The 17,409-nt window shown below is 32.6% G+C and carries 22 protein-coding genes; 15 read left to right on the top strand and 7 right to left on the bottom strand.

The window, feature by feature from the left end:
* Nucleotides 1-5 precede the first annotated feature (5 nt).
* The 7 genes from DESAMIL20_RS04755 (at nucleotide 6) to queC (ending at nucleotide 5,341) form a co-directional block, all read left to right on the top strand.
* Nucleotides 6-461 (top strand): redoxin domain-containing protein, encoded by a 456-nt coding sequence (locus DESAMIL20_RS04755; protein WP_086033669.1) that lies wholly within the window; start codon nucleotides 6-8, stop codon nucleotides 459-461.
* A 3-nt stretch (nucleotides 462-464) separates the two neighbouring features.
* A complete protein-coding gene (locus DESAMIL20_RS04750) occupies nucleotides 465-959 on the top strand; it encodes a ferritin family protein (protein WP_086033668.1) in 495 nt (164 codons plus the stop codon).
* 2 nt (nucleotides 960-961) lie between these two features.
* Complete coding sequence (locus DESAMIL20_RS04745; RefSeq protein WP_086033667.1) at nucleotides 962-2,647, top strand: 2-oxoacid:acceptor oxidoreductase subunit alpha; 1,686 nt, start codon at nucleotides 962-964, stop codon at nucleotides 2,645-2,647.
* Nucleotides 2,644-3,510: a thiamine pyrophosphate-dependent enzyme gene (locus tag DESAMIL20_RS04740; RefSeq protein WP_086033666.1), complete on the top strand. Its 867-nt coding sequence runs from the start codon at nucleotides 2,644-2,646 to the stop codon at nucleotides 3,508-3,510. The genes DESAMIL20_RS04745 and DESAMIL20_RS04740 overlap by 4 nt, the downstream gene beginning before the upstream one ends.
* Nucleotides 3,511-3,554: 44 nt before the next feature.
* Nucleotides 3,555-3,875, top strand: coding sequence for a nitrous oxide-stimulated promoter family protein (locus DESAMIL20_RS04735; RefSeq protein WP_086033665.1), 321 nt, complete (start codon nucleotides 3,555-3,557; stop codon nucleotides 3,873-3,875).
* 95 nt (nucleotides 3,876-3,970) lie between these two features.
* Nucleotides 3,971-4,621: a 7-carboxy-7-deazaguanine synthase QueE gene (locus DESAMIL20_RS04730; protein WP_086033664.1), complete on the top strand. Its 651-nt coding sequence runs from the start codon at nucleotides 3,971-3,973 to the stop codon at nucleotides 4,619-4,621.
* The gene (gene queC, locus DESAMIL20_RS04725) at nucleotides 4,622-5,341 is read left to right on the top strand and encodes a 7-cyano-7-deazaguanine synthase QueC (protein ID WP_086033663.1); all 720 of its coding nucleotides are present in this window, start codon (nucleotides 4,622-4,624) and stop codon (nucleotides 5,339-5,341) included. It abuts the gene before it with no gap.
* Here queC and lysS read toward each other — a convergent pair.
* From lysS to ubiE, 5 genes are all read right to left on the bottom strand, one after another.
* On the bottom strand, nucleotides 5,307-6,779 hold the full coding sequence (gene lysS, locus DESAMIL20_RS04720) for a lysine--tRNA ligase (protein WP_086033662.1): 1,473 nt from the start codon (nucleotides 6,777-6,779) through the stop codon (nucleotides 5,307-5,309). The two genes, queC and lysS, sit on opposite strands and share 35 nt — an antisense overlap.
* Nucleotides 6,772-7,858, bottom strand: a protein-coding gene (prfB, locus tag DESAMIL20_RS04715; protein WP_409212523.1) for a peptide chain release factor 2 whose coding sequence is annotated in 2 segments (ribosomal slippage) — nucleotides 6,772-7,812 and nucleotides 7,814-7,858 — 1,086 coding nt in all. Because the reading frame shifts where the segments join, the coding sequence is not laid out codon by codon here. The genes lysS and prfB overlap by 8 nt, the downstream gene beginning before the upstream one ends.
* Nucleotides 7,821-8,195 carry a type II toxin-antitoxin system PemK/MazF family toxin gene (locus DESAMIL20_RS04710; protein WP_158090522.1) on the bottom strand — a complete coding sequence of 125 codons (375 nt, stop codon included), beginning with the start codon at nucleotides 8,193-8,195 and terminating at the stop codon, nucleotides 7,821-7,823. Before DESAMIL20_RS04710 ends, prfB begins: the two co-directional genes overlap by 38 nt.
* Entirely contained in the window at nucleotides 8,176-8,382 is a 207-nt protein-coding gene (locus tag DESAMIL20_RS04705; protein ID WP_086033660.1) for a hypothetical protein, read from the bottom strand. Before DESAMIL20_RS04705 ends, DESAMIL20_RS04710 begins: the two co-directional genes overlap by 20 nt.
* Nucleotides 8,383-8,385: 3 nt before the next feature.
* A complete protein-coding gene (gene ubiE, locus DESAMIL20_RS04700; RefSeq protein ID WP_158090521.1) occupies nucleotides 8,386-9,057 on the bottom strand; it encodes a bifunctional demethylmenaquinone methyltransferase/2-methoxy-6-polyprenyl-1,4-benzoquinol methylase UbiE in 672 nt (223 codons plus the stop codon).
* Between the two features lie 109 nt (nucleotides 9,058-9,166).
* Here ubiE and DESAMIL20_RS04695 point away from each other — a divergent pair, with 109 nt between their 5' ends.
* The 8 genes from DESAMIL20_RS04695 to DESAMIL20_RS04660 are packed head-to-tail and all read left to right on the top strand — an operon-like array spanning nucleotide 9,167 to nucleotide 14,014.
* Nucleotides 9,167-10,315: a M24 family metallopeptidase gene (locus DESAMIL20_RS04695; protein WP_086033658.1), complete on the top strand. Its 1,149-nt coding sequence runs from the start codon at nucleotides 9,167-9,169 to the stop codon at nucleotides 10,313-10,315.
* A complete protein-coding gene (locus DESAMIL20_RS04690) occupies nucleotides 10,312-10,656 on the top strand; it encodes a DnaJ domain-containing protein (RefSeq protein WP_086033657.1) in 345 nt (114 codons plus the stop codon). Before DESAMIL20_RS04695 ends, DESAMIL20_RS04690 begins: the two co-directional genes overlap by 4 nt.
* 14 nt (nucleotides 10,657-10,670) lie before the next feature.
* A complete protein-coding gene (locus DESAMIL20_RS04685; RefSeq protein WP_086033656.1) occupies nucleotides 10,671-10,979 on the top strand; it encodes an MTH1187 family thiamine-binding protein in 309 nt (102 codons plus the stop codon).
* Nucleotides 10,979-11,314 carry a NifB/NifX family molybdenum-iron cluster-binding protein gene (locus DESAMIL20_RS04680; protein WP_086033655.1) on the top strand — a complete coding sequence of 112 codons (336 nt, stop codon included), beginning with the start codon at nucleotides 10,979-10,981 and terminating at the stop codon, nucleotides 11,312-11,314. Before DESAMIL20_RS04685 ends, DESAMIL20_RS04680 begins: the two co-directional genes overlap by 1 nt.
* Nucleotides 11,315-11,329: 15 nt before the next feature.
* Entirely contained in the window at nucleotides 11,330-11,827 is a 498-nt protein-coding gene (hpf, locus tag DESAMIL20_RS04675; protein ID WP_086033654.1) for a ribosome hibernation-promoting factor, HPF/YfiA family, read from the top strand.
* 1 nt (nucleotide 11,828) lies between these two features.
* On the top strand, nucleotides 11,829-12,281 hold the full coding sequence (locus tag DESAMIL20_RS04670; RefSeq protein WP_086033653.1) for a PTS sugar transporter subunit IIA: 453 nt from the start codon (nucleotides 11,829-11,831) through the stop codon (nucleotides 12,279-12,281).
* Nucleotides 12,274-13,143 (top strand): RNase adapter RapZ, encoded by an 870-nt coding sequence (rapZ, locus tag DESAMIL20_RS04665; protein WP_086033652.1) that lies wholly within the window; start codon nucleotides 12,274-12,276, stop codon nucleotides 13,141-13,143. The genes DESAMIL20_RS04670 and rapZ overlap by 8 nt, the downstream gene beginning before the upstream one ends.
* A 4-nt stretch (nucleotides 13,144-13,147) precedes the next feature.
* Entirely contained in the window at nucleotides 13,148-14,014 is an 867-nt protein-coding gene (locus tag DESAMIL20_RS04660; protein ID WP_086033651.1) for an aspartate carbamoyltransferase catalytic subunit, read from the top strand.
* Between the two features lie 182 nt (nucleotides 14,015-14,196).
* Here DESAMIL20_RS04660 and DESAMIL20_RS04655 read toward each other — a convergent pair whose 3' ends face one another.
* Both DESAMIL20_RS04655 and DESAMIL20_RS04650 read right to left on the bottom strand, forming a co-directional pair.
* The gene (locus tag DESAMIL20_RS04655; protein WP_086033650.1) at nucleotides 14,197-15,537 is read right to left on the bottom strand and encodes an aminopeptidase; all 1,341 of its coding nucleotides are present in this window, start codon (nucleotides 15,535-15,537) and stop codon (nucleotides 14,197-14,199) included.
* Nucleotides 15,538-17,256 carry a proline--tRNA ligase gene (locus DESAMIL20_RS04650; protein WP_086033649.1) on the bottom strand — a complete coding sequence of 573 codons (1,719 nt, stop codon included), beginning with the start codon at nucleotides 17,254-17,256 and terminating at the stop codon, nucleotides 15,538-15,540.
* Nucleotides 17,257-17,409 lie beyond the last annotated feature (153 nt).

Raw genomic sequence — 17,409 nt, 5'->3', positions numbered from 1 at the left:
TCCTTATGGCATTAGCAATTGGCACAAAAGTTGAAAATTTTACACTGAAAGATCAAAATTCCAAAGATGTTAGTCTTGAGACTTACAAGGGCAGTAAAGTACTTTTATCTTTTCATCCACTTGCATGGACAGATGTATGTGCAAAACAAATGCAATCGTTGGAAGATAATTATGAGGTTTTTAAAAAATTAAATACCGTATGTTTTGGTTTAAGCATTGATACAGTGCCATCCAAAAAAGCATGGGCTGAGCAGTTAAATATCGCAAAAACACAACTTCTCTGCGATTTTTGGCCACACGGCGAAGTTTCAAAAAAATGCGATGTTTTTATTGAAAAATATGGATTTTCTGGCAGAGTAAATATATTACTTGACGAAAATTTTAATGTAATTTTTACAAAGGTTTACCCTATAAAAGAATTACCAGATATCAATGAAATCATTGAATTTTTAAGGAGATAGTCGATGAATGCTATTGATTATGCCTTAGCTTTTGAAGAAGATGGAAAAAAATACTATAATGAGCAATCTCTAAGATCGAAAAGAGACGAAATTAGATCTCTTTTTTTAATGCTTGCAAGCGATGAAGATAGGCACTATAAAATTATTGAAAAATTTAAAGAAGGTGTTTATGAGTACCTGCCCACGCAAACCTTTAAAAATATGCCTACTTTATTTAACAATCTTAAAAATCAAAATATTGATCTATCCGGTAGTGAAGATTTATTGAAAGTTTATGATGAAGCAATTAAAATTGAGATAAAATCGAGAGATTTTTACAAACAAAGCGCACTTGAGTCTAATAACTCAAAGGAAAGAGAAATTTTAGAAATTATCTCTAACGAAGAGGACAAACACAGGATAATATTAGAAAATTTAATGGAATTTACAAGAAAAGGCAAAGAATGGGTAGAATCAGCTGAGTTTAGTCATATAGATCAGCTATTAAGAGGGGAGTAATTATGGATTATACTATAGTATTAACTGCTGCTGCAGGACAAGGTGTCGAAACCATTGAAACTCTATTATCAAAAGCTTTTAAAGACTCAAATTTTTTTGTATTTTCAGATAAAGAATACATGTCTCGCGTAAGAGGAGGAGTTAACTCAACCACAATTCGAGTATCTTCAAAAGAAAATAAAGGCTACAAACAATTTGCTGACTTTCTGTTTTTGTTTACAAAACAAGCGCTTGAACATTCAAAAAATCGCATATCAGATAATACCATAATATTTGGAGAAAACGACTTTATTACAGATGAGTACAAATCGCAATTTTTGGAAGTTGACTTCCTAAAGATAGCCAAAGATTTAGAAAGTGCTGTTTTTGCAAATACTGTGGCATTTGGCTTTATATCGGCTATGTTTAAAATTGATACGGATACTGCATATAAGGCTATCAAAAATCACTTTCTTGCTCCAGATGTTGTCCAAAAAAACATAACTGCATATAACGAGGGTTACAAATTATTTCAAGACAATACATATAAAAGTATTAAACTTAATATTGAAAAAATTGCAGAAAAAAGATACGCTTTGCTTAGTGGTTCGCAAGCAGTAGCATTTGGCGCATTGAGCGCAAATGCCAAGTTTTTATCGTTTTATCCAATGTCGCCATCTACAGACGTAGCAATTTTCTTAGCACACCAAATGGATAAGTTTGATATCGTGGTAGAACAATTTGAGGATGAGATTGCTTCAGTAAATGCCGCAATAGGCGCATGGTTTGGTGGAACTAGATCATTTGTAACTACATCTGGAGGTGGATATGCACTAATGGAAGAAGGCGTTAGTTTAGCTGCAATGAGCGAAACGCCCTTAGTTGTTCATTTGGCGCAAAGGCCCGCACCAGCAACAGGCCTTCCCACAAGAACATCTCAAAGTGACCTTAATTTAGTGCTTTACTCTTCACATGGCGATTTTCCAAGAGCTATATTTTCTCCAAGAAATTTGGAAGATGCGTTTTTTGTAATGCAAAAAGCTTTTGATATTGCAGATAAGCATCAATGTGTTTCCTATATTCTAACCGATCAGTTTTTTATGAGTATGATGTATAATGTAGATACGTCGCATTTAGAATTTATTGAACCTCAAAATTATATTATACAAACACCAACAGACTACAAAAGGTACGAATTCACCAAAAACGGTGTATCTAAAAGGGGTGCTCCGGGTTTTGGTAGTGGGATTGTAGTAGCAAACGGAAATGAGCATGATGAGTATGGCGATATTACAGAGGACGAAGAACTAACCAAACTTATGCTTGAAAAAAGAATGCAAAAACTAAACGGTATAAAAAGTGAAGCACTAGAACCTCTCTACATTGGTCCAGAAACATTTAAAAATTTAGTTGTTTGTTATGGCTCTTTATATGAAAATATAAAAGAAGCTTTGGAGTTGCTAGGTCTAGACGACACAGGACTACTTGCCTATTCTCAACTGTATCCCTTAAATGATAAAGGTTTGGATTATCTTACAAAAGCTCAAAATTTAATTTTTGTTGAGCAAAATTTTTCTGGTCAGTTTGCTCAATTGATTTGGAGAGAATATGGTATAAAAACAAATCAATTGATAAATAAATACACAGGAAGGCAGTTTTTTGTTGAAGAATTAAAAGAACGTCTACAAAATGCATTGGAGGGAAAATGAGTAATTTAGGAGAGTTTGAACCAAAAAGACCGGATTCTTTTGATGTATCATGGTGTCCTGGTTGTGGCAATTTTCCCTTAAGAGATGCTTTAGCTTTAGCTTTTAAAAAGCTTGAATTAAAACCTACAGACATAGCAATAATTAGCGGCATAGGCCAAGCTGCAAAAATTGTTCATTACATAAATACTCACGGCTTTCACACACTACATGGAAGAGCTATACCTATAGCTACAGCCCTAAAAGCTTCAAACCCAGAATTAGTGGTGATTGCAGAAGGTGGTGATGGTGATATGTACTCAGAAGGGGGCAATCACTTTTTGCACGGCATAAGAAGAAATGCAAATATAACGGTTATTATTCATAACAATCAAATTTATGGCTTAACAAAAGGTCAAGGCTCACCTACAACAATGATAGGCCAGCACACAACAACGCAACCCTTTGGGGTATTTGAAGAGCCGCTGAACGCTATTGCTCTAGCAATAACACTAAATGCTTCATTTGTAGCAAGGGGTTATGTAGGTAATATACAGCATACTGCAGAAATTTTAGCGCAAGCAATTAATCACAAAGGTTTTTCTATCGTTGAACTTTTTCAGCCATGCGTTAGCTTCAATAAAGTAAATACCTACCAATGGTACAGCCAACACACATACATAATGCAAAACCATAATCCAAAAGACAAAATGCAAGCTTTACAAAAAGCGCTTGAAAATGACCCACTGCCACTTGGAATTTTTTATATAAACGAAAAAATTCCATTTGAAGAATATTTAATTGCCTACAAAGAGGATAAAAAACCATTATATAAAAGAAGCGCTCAAACAGAAAAAATTAAGCGTTTCATAGAGGATAATTTTTGACATAAGTCAATTGTTTTATAAAGCTTTAAAGTAGAATATGAGGTGTGAGAGAAAAACAAAAGAAAATTGAGCATGACAAAAAGATTTTGAAAATATTTATAAAAATATACTGCAAAAAACAGCATTTAGAAAAGGATGTTGAAATTTATAAAGATGGTTTGTGTAAAGATTGTTATGAACTATTAAATTACGCATATAAAAAATTAAATAATTGTCCACTAAACCCTAAACCAATGTGCAAAAAATGTCCCATTCATTGCTATAGCCCTCAAAATAGAGAAAAAATTAAAAAAATAATGAAATTTAGCGGTATTTACTTAATCAAACATGGTAGGTTAGATTTACTTTTCCATTATTACTTTTAAATAGAAACGTCTTTAAGACTATATTCTGTATCTATCTTGTATCTTATGGATTGAGTAATTTGCCACTATAAAAATTTTATGTTAATATATTAAAGATGCAGGATAGAATTTGTGAAATTTTTTATTCCCTTCAATTAGAAGGCGCAATGCTGGGGTACCCGGCCGTTTTTGTGCGGTTTAGTGGGTGTAACCTCAATTGTGATTTTTGCGATACTAAGTACGCTTTTGATGAATATAAAATTATGTCTTTATTAGAAGTTGAAGAGGTAGTTTCTAGCTATAGGTGTAAAAGAATAATTTTTACCGGTGGAGAACCACTGTTGCATGCAAGTTTTATAGAACTTTTTATTAAACAATTTAAAAAGAAGTATGAATTCTTTTTAGAAACAAATGGTACAATATGGGTAGATTTTGCGAGCGAGTTTGACCATATTGTAGTAAGTCCAAAATTTGATAGTTTGAATTATGAGGTATTAGAAAATTATAAAACACTAAAGAATGTGGAGTTCAAAATCTTAGTACAAAATGCTCAATCATTAAAAGACATTGAAACTTTTTTTAAAAATCTTAACTTAATATCGGCTACGATACAGCCTATCTATTTTTCAAACGAGCCATTAAATAAATTTATAAAGCGAACACAAGATATTGTTGAAGCTTTTAAAAAAAGTAACCTTGCAAATAGCAATGTAAGACTAATTATTCAAAATCATAAAATAATATACGCAGAACAAAGGGGTGTATAAATGAGGAAATGTTTGTTAATTTTTTCTGGAGGCCTTGATTCTACAACATGCCTTTTTTGGGCACTGGATAATTACGACAAGGTTTATACAATAACTTTTGACTACAACCAAAGGCATATTATAGAAAAAGAAATGGCACAAAAAACAATTGAGCTAGTCAAAAGTATAAAGAAAAAGGAAATAAGCTACTTTGAGTTTAAAATAGATTTATCTACAATGGGTGCAAGTGCATTAACGGATTTTTCAATTGATGTGCCAAAAAACAGGGATGTTAATAGCAATGAGATACCAATTACTTATGTGCCTTTTAGAAATGGTATTTTTTTGTCTGTTGCAGTTGCATATGCAGAAACTTTGGATATTACAGACATTATAGGCGGTTGGAATGTAATTGATTATTCAGGCTACCCTGACTGTAGGCCAAACTTTTTGAAAAGCTTTCAACAAACCGCTACACTTGGTACAAAAATTGGTCAAAAAAAACCTTTTAATATCATTGCGCCGTTAATTGGCCTAAAAAAATCACAGATTATAAAACTGGGTAAAAAACACAATGCAGACTACTCCTTTGCTTATTCATGCTACGAAGGAAGAGAAGAATTTTGTGGTGAGTGTGATTCGTGCATTTTGCGCGCACAAGGCTTTAAAGAAGCAGGTTACTTAGATGATTATCTTGTAAGAGTAGCTACTTCATTAAAGGGAACAAAATTACATCCCTAATAGATGGGTTGTTGGTAAGAAGCATAACGAGTCTGTCAATGCCAATGCCCTCACCTGCTGTTGGTGTAAGGCCATATTCAAGCGCAACTATGTAGTCTTCATCATACATAGAAGCCTCTTCATCACCGTTGGCTCTTTCTTCTAGTTGTTTGATAAATCGTTCTTTTTGATCAAAGGGATCGTTTAATTCAGAGAATCCGTTTGCTATTTCCATATTTGCTATAAATAACTCAAACCTGTCTGCAATAAGCGGATTTTGTTTGTTTTTCTTTGCAAGCGGGCTAATTTCAACTGGGTATTCTGTAATAAAAGTAGGGTTTATAAGCTTTGGCTCCACCAAAGCATCAAAGAGTTCTGCTAAAATTTTTGCATGCGTTGTATTTTCATCGACCTTTTTTTCTAGTTGTTTTGCAAGTTCTAAACACTGCATTTTGTCTTTAATTACTTCATCTGCAAGACCACCTATTTCTTTTAGTGCATCAATAAATTTTGTTCTTTTGTATGGTCTTGAAAAATCTATTTCAAAATCACCGTAAGTTATTTTTTTATCCAAGCCTAAATTACTAAGTAGGTGCTCAAACAACTCTTCTGTAAAATCAAGTAAAAAATTATACTCTTTGTATGCACAATAAAACTCCATCATTGTAAATTCGGGATTGTGTTTTAAATCCATGCCTTCATTTCTGAAATTCCTGTTTATTTCAAAAACCCTCTCAAGGCCACCAACAACCAGTCGCTTCAAATATAGTTCTGGTGCAATTCTCAAATACATATCAAGATCTAGTGCATTTAAATGCGTAGTAAATGGTTTAGCGGCAGCACCACCTACAAGTTTGTGAAGCATAGGTGTTTCTACTTCAAGGAATTTATTGTTAATCATAAATTCTCTAATTAAAGCAATAATTTTTGAGCGTTTGAAAAAAGTCTCCCTAACATCGTCATTTACTATCAAGTCTACATAACGCTGTCTATACCTTAACTCTTTGTCTTGAAGTCCGTGAAACTTTTCAGGCAATGGTCTTATAGATTTTGTCAATAAATACAATTTTTGAGCGTTTATTGTAATTTCTTGCGTTTTTGTTTTAAATACATTGCCCTCAATACCTATAATATCGCCGATATCTAGCTTTTTATATAAACTGTATTGATCGCCTAATACATTTTTTTGGCAATAAATCTGTAAGTTACCGCTCATATCTTTTAGTTTTAAAAACGCTGCTTTGCCAAAATCTCTAATAGAAATAATCCTTCCAGCGATCTTAAAATTTATTTGAATTTCTTTTAGCTGGTCTACATCAACGTCAATGTAGTGGCTTACAATGTCATTTAAGAAATACTCTGGTGAAAAACCATTAAGGTAAGGGTCAATACCTAAAGCTTTTATTTCCTCTAATTTTTCTATTCTTCTTTTTATAAGTTTATTCTCGTCTTCATTCATTTTCTTCTCCTTTTAGATATTTTAAATCCTCATATAAAAAGTCGTTAATCTCTCCATTTAAAACACTTTCTGCTGCGACATTTGTTTTTTCTAAATTTGTTCTGTGGTCTTTAACCATTTTATATGGATGTAAAACATACGATCTTATCTGGCTGCCCCACTCAACTTTCTTTTTTTCTCCGCTAATATTTTTTAGTTGGGCTGCTTTCTTTTCTTCTTCAAGCTTGTATAGCTTTGATTTCAATATTTTCATGGCAGTAGCTTTGTTTTTCATCTGACTTCGCTCGGTCTGGCATGTAACAACGATTCCTGTTGAAATATGAGTAATTCTTATGGCAGAATCAGTTTTGTTTACATACTGGCCCCCTGCCCCGCTTGCTCTAAATGTGTCAATTTTTAAATCTTCTGGTTTTATTTCAATATTTATATCATCTTCAATATCTGGCAACACACTAACTGCAGCAAAGGATGTATGTCGTCTTTTATTAGAATCAAAAGGGGAAATCCTCACTAGCCTATGGACACCATTTTCACCTTTTAAGTTACCATACGGATGGTCGCCTAAAGAAACAATGAAGGTAATACTTTTATACCCAGCTTGATCGCCTTCTTGCATGTCAGCTATCTCAATTTTATAATTATTATTTTGGGCCCACATTGTATACATTCTAAATAGCATAGCAACCCAATCACAACTTTCAGTGCCACCCGCACCCGAATGAATAGTAACGATTGCATCATCTTCATCGTGCGGTCCTGACAAAAGCGATTGGATTTCAAACGCTTCGATTTTTTTGCTTAATTCTTGAGTTTCACTTTCAAATAAATTTTCATCATTTTCTTGAGAAACCATTTCTTCAATCAAGCTAAGTTCGTCGTCTAACTCTTTAACTTGACTTATAATGCTTTGAAAATTTCTTTTTGTCCTTTCAAGTTTTTGCAATAGAGCGTAGTCATTCCAGATCTCTTTATTTTGAAGTTTCTCTTCAATTTCTTTTATGGCTTGAGACTTTTTGTCTAAGTCAAAGATACTCCTTTATATTATCTAGTTTTTTCCTTAATTCTTTTAGTGTCATCATCTTTCTCCCTTTGGTTATTTAAAAACATTTTTCTTAAAATCTTTCGCGCCTTTTTTACCTCGCTTGGAGATAATTCGCCTATTTTTTTGTACATATCTTTTCTGTTTAGTGTAGCTATTTTATTAAATCTTACAAAGCTTGACAAAAGTAAACCTTTCTCTCTGTAATTTTCGATTTCAAGCTCCATTTCTTCATTGTGCTTATGCGTGGTAATCCTTGCCACCACAATATCTTCATCTCCTGTATCAATGAGCACCAAAGCTGGTCTTCTTATTGTTTTGTCTAAATTCGTAAAAGGAAACGATACTACAACCACATCACCAAACGCATACTTCATCATATATACTGTCCTCAGTAAAATCGTCAAAAAAATAGTTGTATGCTAAAAGCATCCATAGTTTGTCTTCTTCCGCTAAAAATACATCACAAACAATATCAAACACGCAGTAGTTAATAACTTCTGCCTGCTGAAAAAAGTCAACAGCATTTTGCTGGACCTCTATATCTAAAAGATATTTCTCCATAGACTATCCCTCCTTGTATGCAACATGCAAACAAGCAATACCAAAACTGAGAAAGTTAAAATTTACTTTTTCAAAACCAACTTGCAACATTGCATTTGACAAAAATTCTGGATCTGGGAAATATCTAATTGTTTTAGCAAGATACTTATAAGCCTCTTTGTTATTTGAAACAAACCCGGCTATATTAGGTAAGCAATAATCCTTGTAAAGTATATAAGCGGCATTTATAAATTGATTTTTTGGTTTTGAAAATTCCAAAACAAGCAGTCTCCCAGAAGGCTTCAATATCCTTTTAAACTCATATAATGCCTGTATTTTGTTTTTAATATTTCTTATGCCAAAAGAAATTATGACATTGTCAAAAGAATTATCTCTAAAAGGCAAATTTAAAGCATCCGCACAAGTAAGCATTATACCTTTGCCTTTTGTTTTTTCTTTAGCGATTTTTAACATGCCAAGGCTTATGTCAACACCTATTACTTTTTTTAGAAAATCAGATTTATTAATGGCAAGAGCGATATCAGCGGTGCCTGTTGCCACATCCAAAACACTTGGGCCATTAATGTAGGATATAGCAGTTTTTCTCCATGACTTATCAATATTAAAACTCAACACATGATTTAACAAATCGTATGTTTTTGAGATATAAGAAAACATCTCGCCCACTTGTACCATACATTTACTTTTTACCATTTATGCGTTTTTAAGTCAAATACTTTAAAACAATAGTTGAATTTTTTATTTTTTGCGTGTATTATTACTGACAAATGGATGGAGGGGTTGCATGAGAACAAAAACTTTCTCAGAAGTCTTGAGAGTTAAAAATATTGATATTGCTCTACTTATGCAATCAACCGATATTTATTATTATACTGGTACATTTGCAAACGGCGTACTTATTATAACAAAAGATAATGGAAAATTTTTATTTGTCAGGCGTGGTTTGGATAGAGCTCAAGAAGAGACCAACGTTAGCGTAAATTATATGAATGGTTTTTCAGACATTAAAAAATTTATTCAACAGCAAGGTTTTAAGGTTGACACAATAGGCCTTGAGTTTGATGTATTGCCTGCAAATTTTTATCTGAAATTTAAAGAAATTTTTGATAGAAGCCACATAGCAGATGTTTCAGATGATATTAGATGGCAAAGGAGAATAAAAGAACCGCAAGAGATAGGAAGTATAGCACAAGCTGCTAAAAATCTTGATTGTTTAATGGCTGATGCAAAAATATATTTAGAAGAAAACAAAAGAGAAATTGATATAAGCGCAAAATTAGAATACTTTGCACGCCTAAGGGGCCATCAAGGCAGAAACCGCATGCGAATGTTTAATGGCGAGATTTTTATGGGTCATGTTATTTGCGGTACAAGCGCTGTGGGTTTTTCTGGCTACATGAAACCTCTAACAGGCAAAGGTATGTACCCTACTTACCCAGAAGGTGCAAGCACAAATAGGATTGAGAAAAACAAGTCCATAATTGTGGATTTTGTTTTTAATTACAATGGTTATTTGGCAGATCAAACACGCACATTTGTAATTGGCGATTTAGATAATCAGATGAAAAAAGGCTACCAGTTTTGTCTTGATTTAATAAATTGGTTTGAAGATTATGCAAAAGTAGGCACAAATGCTCACGAAATATATATAAAGTCTCTTGAAAAAGCAAAAAGCGCAGGGTATGAAAATATCTTTATGGGCATTGGTAAAGATAGGGTAAGTTTTTTAGGCCACGGTTTAGGTTTGGAGTTGGATGAGTACCCATTTATTGCCAAAGGCATGGATTATCCATTAGAAGAAAATATGGTATTTGCATTTGAGCCAAAGCTTATTTTCAATGAAGGTGCAGTTGGATTAGAAAATACCTATATTGTAAAAAAAGATGGTGTAGAAAGTTTAACAAAATTTCCAAAACAATTAGTACAGTTATGATATACGATTTTGAGTTTAGAAAAAACATTAAGCAAAAGAAACTCTATGAAATAATAGCCAAAGAAATTCTAAATGTGTGGGATGCTAAATCTTCACAGGAAATAAAAAAGAGATACCTTGTCCTAGCAAAAAAATATCACCCAGATGTTAATAGCAGTGAATCAGCCAAAAAAAAATTTCAAGATATTTCTTTGTCTTATAAAATTTTAACACAATGGGATGATTTAATTCTAAACGAAAAATTTGTTACAATAAGTGCATTTGATATAAAGATAATCAAAATAAAAGCTAACATAAAGGATGATAAATCATACTTCGAACGATACAGAAGCATTTACTAGATAAGGAGGTCAATATGGCTGTCTGTGGCATTACAGTTATACCGATTGGTACATCGTCACCAAGCGTAAGTGCCTGCATCGCAAAAGTTGTATCGCTAATAAAAGAAAGCAGTTTTAAAGTAATGCCTACACCTATTGGTACAGCAATAGAAGGTGAGTTAGAAGAAATTCTTAAGCTTATACCAAAAGTGCGAGATACAATTTATAGCGAAGGATTAAATAGGGTTGTTATGAATGTATATATTGACGAAAGAAACGACAAACAGCTAACTTTAAAAGGAAAAATGGAATCACTCGAAAATAAATTAGGAGGAAAGGTTTAATGAAGGTCATGATGCCATTAATTGGTGATGTTTTAAGTGAACACTTTGGCAGAGCTCAAAGGTTTGTAATCTACGAAATTGAAAATGGTGTTGTAAAAGATAAAAAATTTTACGACTCAATAGAGCACCAAGAAGGCGCTTTTCCTGCTTGGGCAAAGTCACAGAATGTTGATTTAGTTATACTTTGCGGTGTTGGGCCAAGAGCTATAGAGTTTTTTAACAGCTATGGTATAGATGTTATATCTGGTGTTGCACCACAGGAACACTCAAAAACCATGCAGGACTATTTAGACGGTACATTGATTTATACAAACAAATCTGTTTGCGAACATTAACCATCTGGAGGTAATATGGAATTCGTTTTTGCTTCAAAAAATATAGAACTTACAGATGCTATAAAAGATTACGTTGTAAAAAAATTGAGCAGGCTTGAAAAGATATACAATATATTGCAAGCTGAAATTATGATTAATGTTGAAAAATATAGACATATTGCCGATGCAAAATTAATCACAAAGCAAGATATTATTAAAGCCACAGAAACCTCGCGCGATCTTTATGCAAGTATTGATTTACTATATGATAACCTTGAGGGACAATTAAAAAAACTTAAAGAAAAAAAATCCAATAAAAGAAAAACTAGCGCAATAAATGAAGTTCAAAGTGAATTTGAAGGTATTGAGATTATTAGAAAAAATATTGATGAAAAGCCTATTAATTTAGAAGAAGCCCTGAGTTTAGCTCAAAAATCACTAGAAGGAATTTTGGTTTTTTACAATTCAGAAACAGAAAATGTCAATGTTTTGTACAAAAATAACGACGGTAGTTTCACGCTTATAGAAACTTAAAATGAATTTTAAAGATCTGATAAACCAAATAAAAGATGTTGATGTTAATGTTGTGGCAAACGATAAGTATGATTTGTTTCAAAAAATCAGCCAGTCTGTGGCTTTAAAGGTCAATGTAGATAGTAGTATTATTTATGACTTATTAAAAGAAAGAGAATTATTGGGCTCTACGGCTATAGGTAATGGGTTTGCTTTACCTCATTTAAAACTTAAGGATGTAAAGTCTTATATTGGTGTTTTTGTTTTAAAAGCACCAATTGACTTTGATTCAATTGATGATATAACAGTAAGTGTGATATTTGTTGTATTATCTCCATCTGATAAGCCATCATTGCAATTGAAAACGCTTACATTCCTTGCCAAAATATTAAAAAAATCGAATGTGGAGCATTTTTTGAATAAAAGTCCGCAAGAAATAAAAGATTATCTAAAAACCTTAGAAGAAGATGAGTAAAATTAACAAATTTGTATTTATTAGCGGTTTATCTGGTTCAGGCAAGAGTAGCGCTCTAAAAGTTTTTGAAGAATTAAGATTTTTTTGCATGGATAATTTTCCACTGCAATTAATCAAAAAATTTATTGACATTGCAGAAGAAGGTACTTTTGCGGTTAAAGATATAGCTATAGTTTGCGATATTAGAGAAATTGATTTTCAAAAGTATTTTTTTGAGTCAGTAGAGTGGCTTAAAAGCAAGAACATAAATGTTATAATAGTTTACCTGCATGCCAATAAAGAAAAGCTAATTGCCAGATACCAAGAAACAAGAAGGCAGCACCCCTTAACTTTATTTAAGCAACTATCCCTTATGCAAGCCATAGAAGAAGAGAAGTCAATTATGGACGGTGTTGCTAAGATATCCGATCTTGTTATAGATACAACCGATTTAAATGTTAATAACCTTAAGAATTTACTTTTAGCAAAATTTGGAGATGATCAGCAACTAAAACCGATTGTTCAGCTTGAATCGTTTGGTTTTAAGTATGGTTTACCAGCAGAAAGCGATTATATATTTGATGCAAGATTTTTACCAAACCCCTACTTTATCGAGTCACTTAAAAATACAACAGGGTTGGATGAGGTTACTTATAATTTTGTATTAACTCAACCGCATGCTAAAGAATTTATTGATAAAATTAAAGACTTTTTGAAATTTATTTTACCTCTTTTTACACAAATATCAAAGAGCTATATTACGATATCAATTGGTTGCACTGGCGGCAAGCACCGCTCGGTTGCAATTGTTAAGCATTTGGAGGAATTTGTAAGAAATATGGATTATATAGTAAATACAATTCACAGAGATATAGGAAGGTAAGCTTATGCATTGTTTGGGTCTTAAATACTTTAATAAAAATCAGGTGCTAAGTATTTTAGAAAAAGCTATCTACTTTAAAAATAACACAAATTATACTAAAAGCCTGCAAGATGCCATTGTTATAAATATGTTTTTTGAAAATAGCACAAGAACCAAAACATCATTTGAAATAGCTGCGCTTAAACTAGGTGCAAAGGTTGTTAACTTTGATTATACGAAGTCAAGTTTGCAAAAAGGTGAAAACTGGATAGATACAATAACAAATTTAAATGCAATGCACCCGAATTTTTTTGTGACGAGGCATTCCTATTCTGGTTTCCCTTTATATATGAGCCAGTTTACTAAAGCCAATATAATCAACGCAGGTGATGGGACAAATGAACATCCTTCTCAAGCTTTGCTTGATTTGATGACAATGTATGAGCACACAAAAGATATAGAGAATCTTAAAGTCTGTATAATAGGCGATATTGTTAATTCACGTGTAGCACGAAGTCACATATATTTAGCAAAGATGTTTAATTGGGATTTGAGTTTTTATGGCCCAAATACATTTTTGCCACAAAATTTTGAAGGAATAAAAATAGAAAAAAATCTAGAACAAGCTACATCAAATAAAGACTTTGTGATACTGTTGCGCATACAGCTTGAGCGAAAAAGCGGCGTGAACATACCTTCGCTAAGCGAATACAACAAATTTTTCGGCATCAAAAAAACAATTAATGCCTATATCATGCACCCAGGACCGGTAAACAGGGATGTTGAGTTAGATTCGTGTATTTATATAGACAGAAACGTGCTTATTACAAGGCAAGTAGAAAACGGCGTGTATGTAAGGATGGCAATATTTGATTTTTGCTCATCAAATTAGTAGCACCAAAGCTTAATAGTAATAGGGATAATACCAACTAATCTCTATATTTATTTTTGCCTTTTGAGACCAAATCATTTAGAAATTCTATTGCTTGAATGTGATCTAAAGAATGCGGTCTATATGGTCTTATTTCTTCCAAGAGCAGAATATATATCTGAAACTGTTATAATTCAAACATATTAGTAGCTCAAAAAAGCTTTATAGGCTTTGTATGTCTCATAAAGATCCGCTTTAGACGAAATTTCGTAAGGAGAATGCATTGAAATTAATGCAGGTCCGCAATCAATTGTTTCTATATTGTGATTTGCAATGTATTTTGCAATGGTGCCACCACCGCCTTCATCAACTTTACCCAGCTCACCGGTTTGCCATACTGCATTGTTGTCATTAAAAATTTTTCTAATTTTGCCTACAAATTCAGCATTGGCATCATTTGCCATATATTTACCACCGTGTCCTGTAAATTTTGTTAAAACCACGCCGTTGTTGATGTATGAGGCATTGTCTTTTTCGTGAACTTCTTTATACATTGGATTAACCGCCCCATTAACATCAGCGGATAAACATTCAGAAGTTTTAAAAAATGAAATAATGTTTTCAAATGTCGGTTCAATTTTTTTTGCTTTCAAGATTTCAATTGCAATTTCAAACAAAAAGCTTGATTGCGCTGATGTATTTCCTTCTGATCCAATTTCTTCTTTGTCGATCATCAGAACTACTTGTGTTTGTGGAGCCTTTTTTGAATCAAAAAATGCTTTTAAAGAAGTATATGCACAAATTCTATCATCTTGCCCATACCCTGCAATAAGACTTCTATCAAAACCAGCATCCTTTGCTTTAAAAGCAGGTGTTAGTGTAATTTCTGCAGATATAAAATCCTCTTCAGAAATGCCATAATTTTCGCTTAATATTTTTAGGATGTTGAGTTTAATCTGGTCTTTTTCTTCTTTACTAAACGGTATTGAGCCTACAATCAAATTAAGCTTGTCCGCATCAAAAGCTTCTTTTACAACCTTTTCATCTATCACTTTTTTAGATAGATGGGGTAATAAATCAGGTATTACAAATACAGGATCATCCTCATTCTCGCCAAGATTAAACTCTATAATTTCTAAATCGGATTTTACAATGATTCCATGTAACGAGAGAGGGATATTTAACCATTGGTATTTTTTTATACCACCGTAATAGTGTGTATGAAACAGACACAAATTTGAATCTTCAAAGATCGGATTTTGCTTTAAATCTATACGGGGTGAATCAATATGACTTGCAATAAGCCTCATACCGTTTTCTTTTCCAAGTCGTACCAGCGCGACATTTTTATTTCTATTAACAAAAATTAGTTCTTGCTTTGAATGCTTTGAAAAAAATGTTTTTACAAAATTTACAGTTTCTCTTTCTGTTTTGCATACATTCAAAAAATTGATATATTCTTTCGAAAACTCAAAAATTTCCTCTTTATTGCCAAACCACCCATTCTTTTGATTTCTGAACAGCTTTTCTTTTAAATCTTTCATTTAAACCTCCAATTCCTTATACATTAAATTCCTTATGTTCATAATTTCATTGAAACATTCGTCTATTTTGCATAATTTTTTTTCTTTCGTTTTTCTTAATCTAATCTCTACTTCATTATTTTTAAAATTTTTAGAACCCACAATAACGCTTATTGGTATGCCTATTAAATCCATATCTTTAAATTTTACACCTGCCCTTTCATCCCTATCATCAAATAAACAGTCGATTTTGGATTTTTTTAACTGCGCATAAAGCAAATGACAAAGTTCGCTTATTTCTTCTGTTTTATCAAGTTGAATGATTTCAACTTCAAATGGTGCAATGGATATTGGCCAAATTATACCATCAGCATCATGATTTTGTTCAACACAAGCTTGCGCACATCGGCCCACACCAATACCATAGCAACCCATGTAAATGTACTGCTGTTTTCCTTCTTTATCCAGGCAAACAACATTCATAAATTTTGAATACTTCAAGCCTAACTTAAAAATATGACCCACTTCTATGCCCATGTATTTTTTAAGCTTACCTTTTTTGCATTGTGAACAAATTTCACCTTCTTGTGCACTTCTAATATCAAAAAATTCTGCATTTACATCTTTTTTAAAAGAAACATTTTTTAAGTGATAGTTTTCTTCGTTTGCCCCTACGATTGCACTATCTATATCTTTTAGCCTTGTATCAGCAATAATGCGAATGTTTTTATCCAAACCAATTGGTCCTAAAAATCCAGCAATTAAACCTAATGACTTTAATTCTCTATTGTCTAAAGCAGACAGCTCTATACTGGAAACCACATTTTTGGCTTTTGTGAGATTTAGTGTATCGCTTCCTAATATTACAAAACAAAAAACCTCACCTTTTTCATTTTTAAAGAACAGTGATTTTGCAAGCTCGCTTTCCTCAACATTTAAAAATTTAGACACCTCTCCAATTGTTTTTGCAAATGGTGTGTGTATTTTTTCAATATGGCCTTCTTTGGATGGTTTTTCATTTACCATGCTTGTAGCCTTTTCGACATTTGCTGCATAATCACATGTATCACATACAAGTATTTCATCTTCTCCTACATTTGATAACACCATAAATTCTTCAGAATCCTTGCCACCAATTGCCCCACTGTCTGCTTGCACAATTCTAAAATTCATACCGCAACGTTTAAATATCCTATTGTATGCATCACGCATTTTTTCATAACTTACATCCAATAAAGAAGGATCTGTATCGAAACTATACGCATCCTTCATAATAAACTCTTTTGCTCTCATCAAGCCAAATCGAGGGCGTATTTCATCTCTAAATTTTGTTTGAATTTGGTACAAGTTTATAGGCAATTGCTTATAGCTATTTACATACCGCCTTACAATATCCGATACGACTTCCTCGTGTGTTGGCCCAACTACAAAATCCCTATCATTCCTATCTTTAAAGCGTAAAAGTTCCTTTCCGTATTCATTCCATCTGCCTGATTCAATCCAAAGTTCAGCTGGCTGAACTGCTGGCATCAGTATTTGTTGGGCGCCTTTTGCATCCATTTCTTCTTCTATAATTTTAGATACCTTTTTGATAACTTTTAGACCTAAAGGCATATATGTGTATACACCGCTTGAAACTTGACTGATAAAGCCACCTCTTATGAGTAATTCGTGACTATCAATTGTAGCATCTTTGGGTTTTTCTTTTATTGTATAAATCGCACTTTTTGAAAATAACATCCATCCACCCCTTTTTATTTGGCATTATACAAAATGATCATAAAAAAATCAAAACATTAACATTGAGTTCTAAATTTAGTATATAATTTTGTTACTTATTAAAAATTTTAACAAAAAAATACATATTTTAGATAGAAAATTATTGATTTTTAA

It is taken from the genome of Desulfurella amilsii (genome assembly GCF_002119425.1).
GTDB classification, from domain to species: domain Bacteria; phylum Campylobacterota_A; class Desulfurellia; order Desulfurellales; family Desulfurellaceae; genus Desulfurella; species Desulfurella amilsii.
Note: the sequence above shows the minus strand (reverse complement) of the source record. Positions and strands in the feature narration are given on the sequence as shown.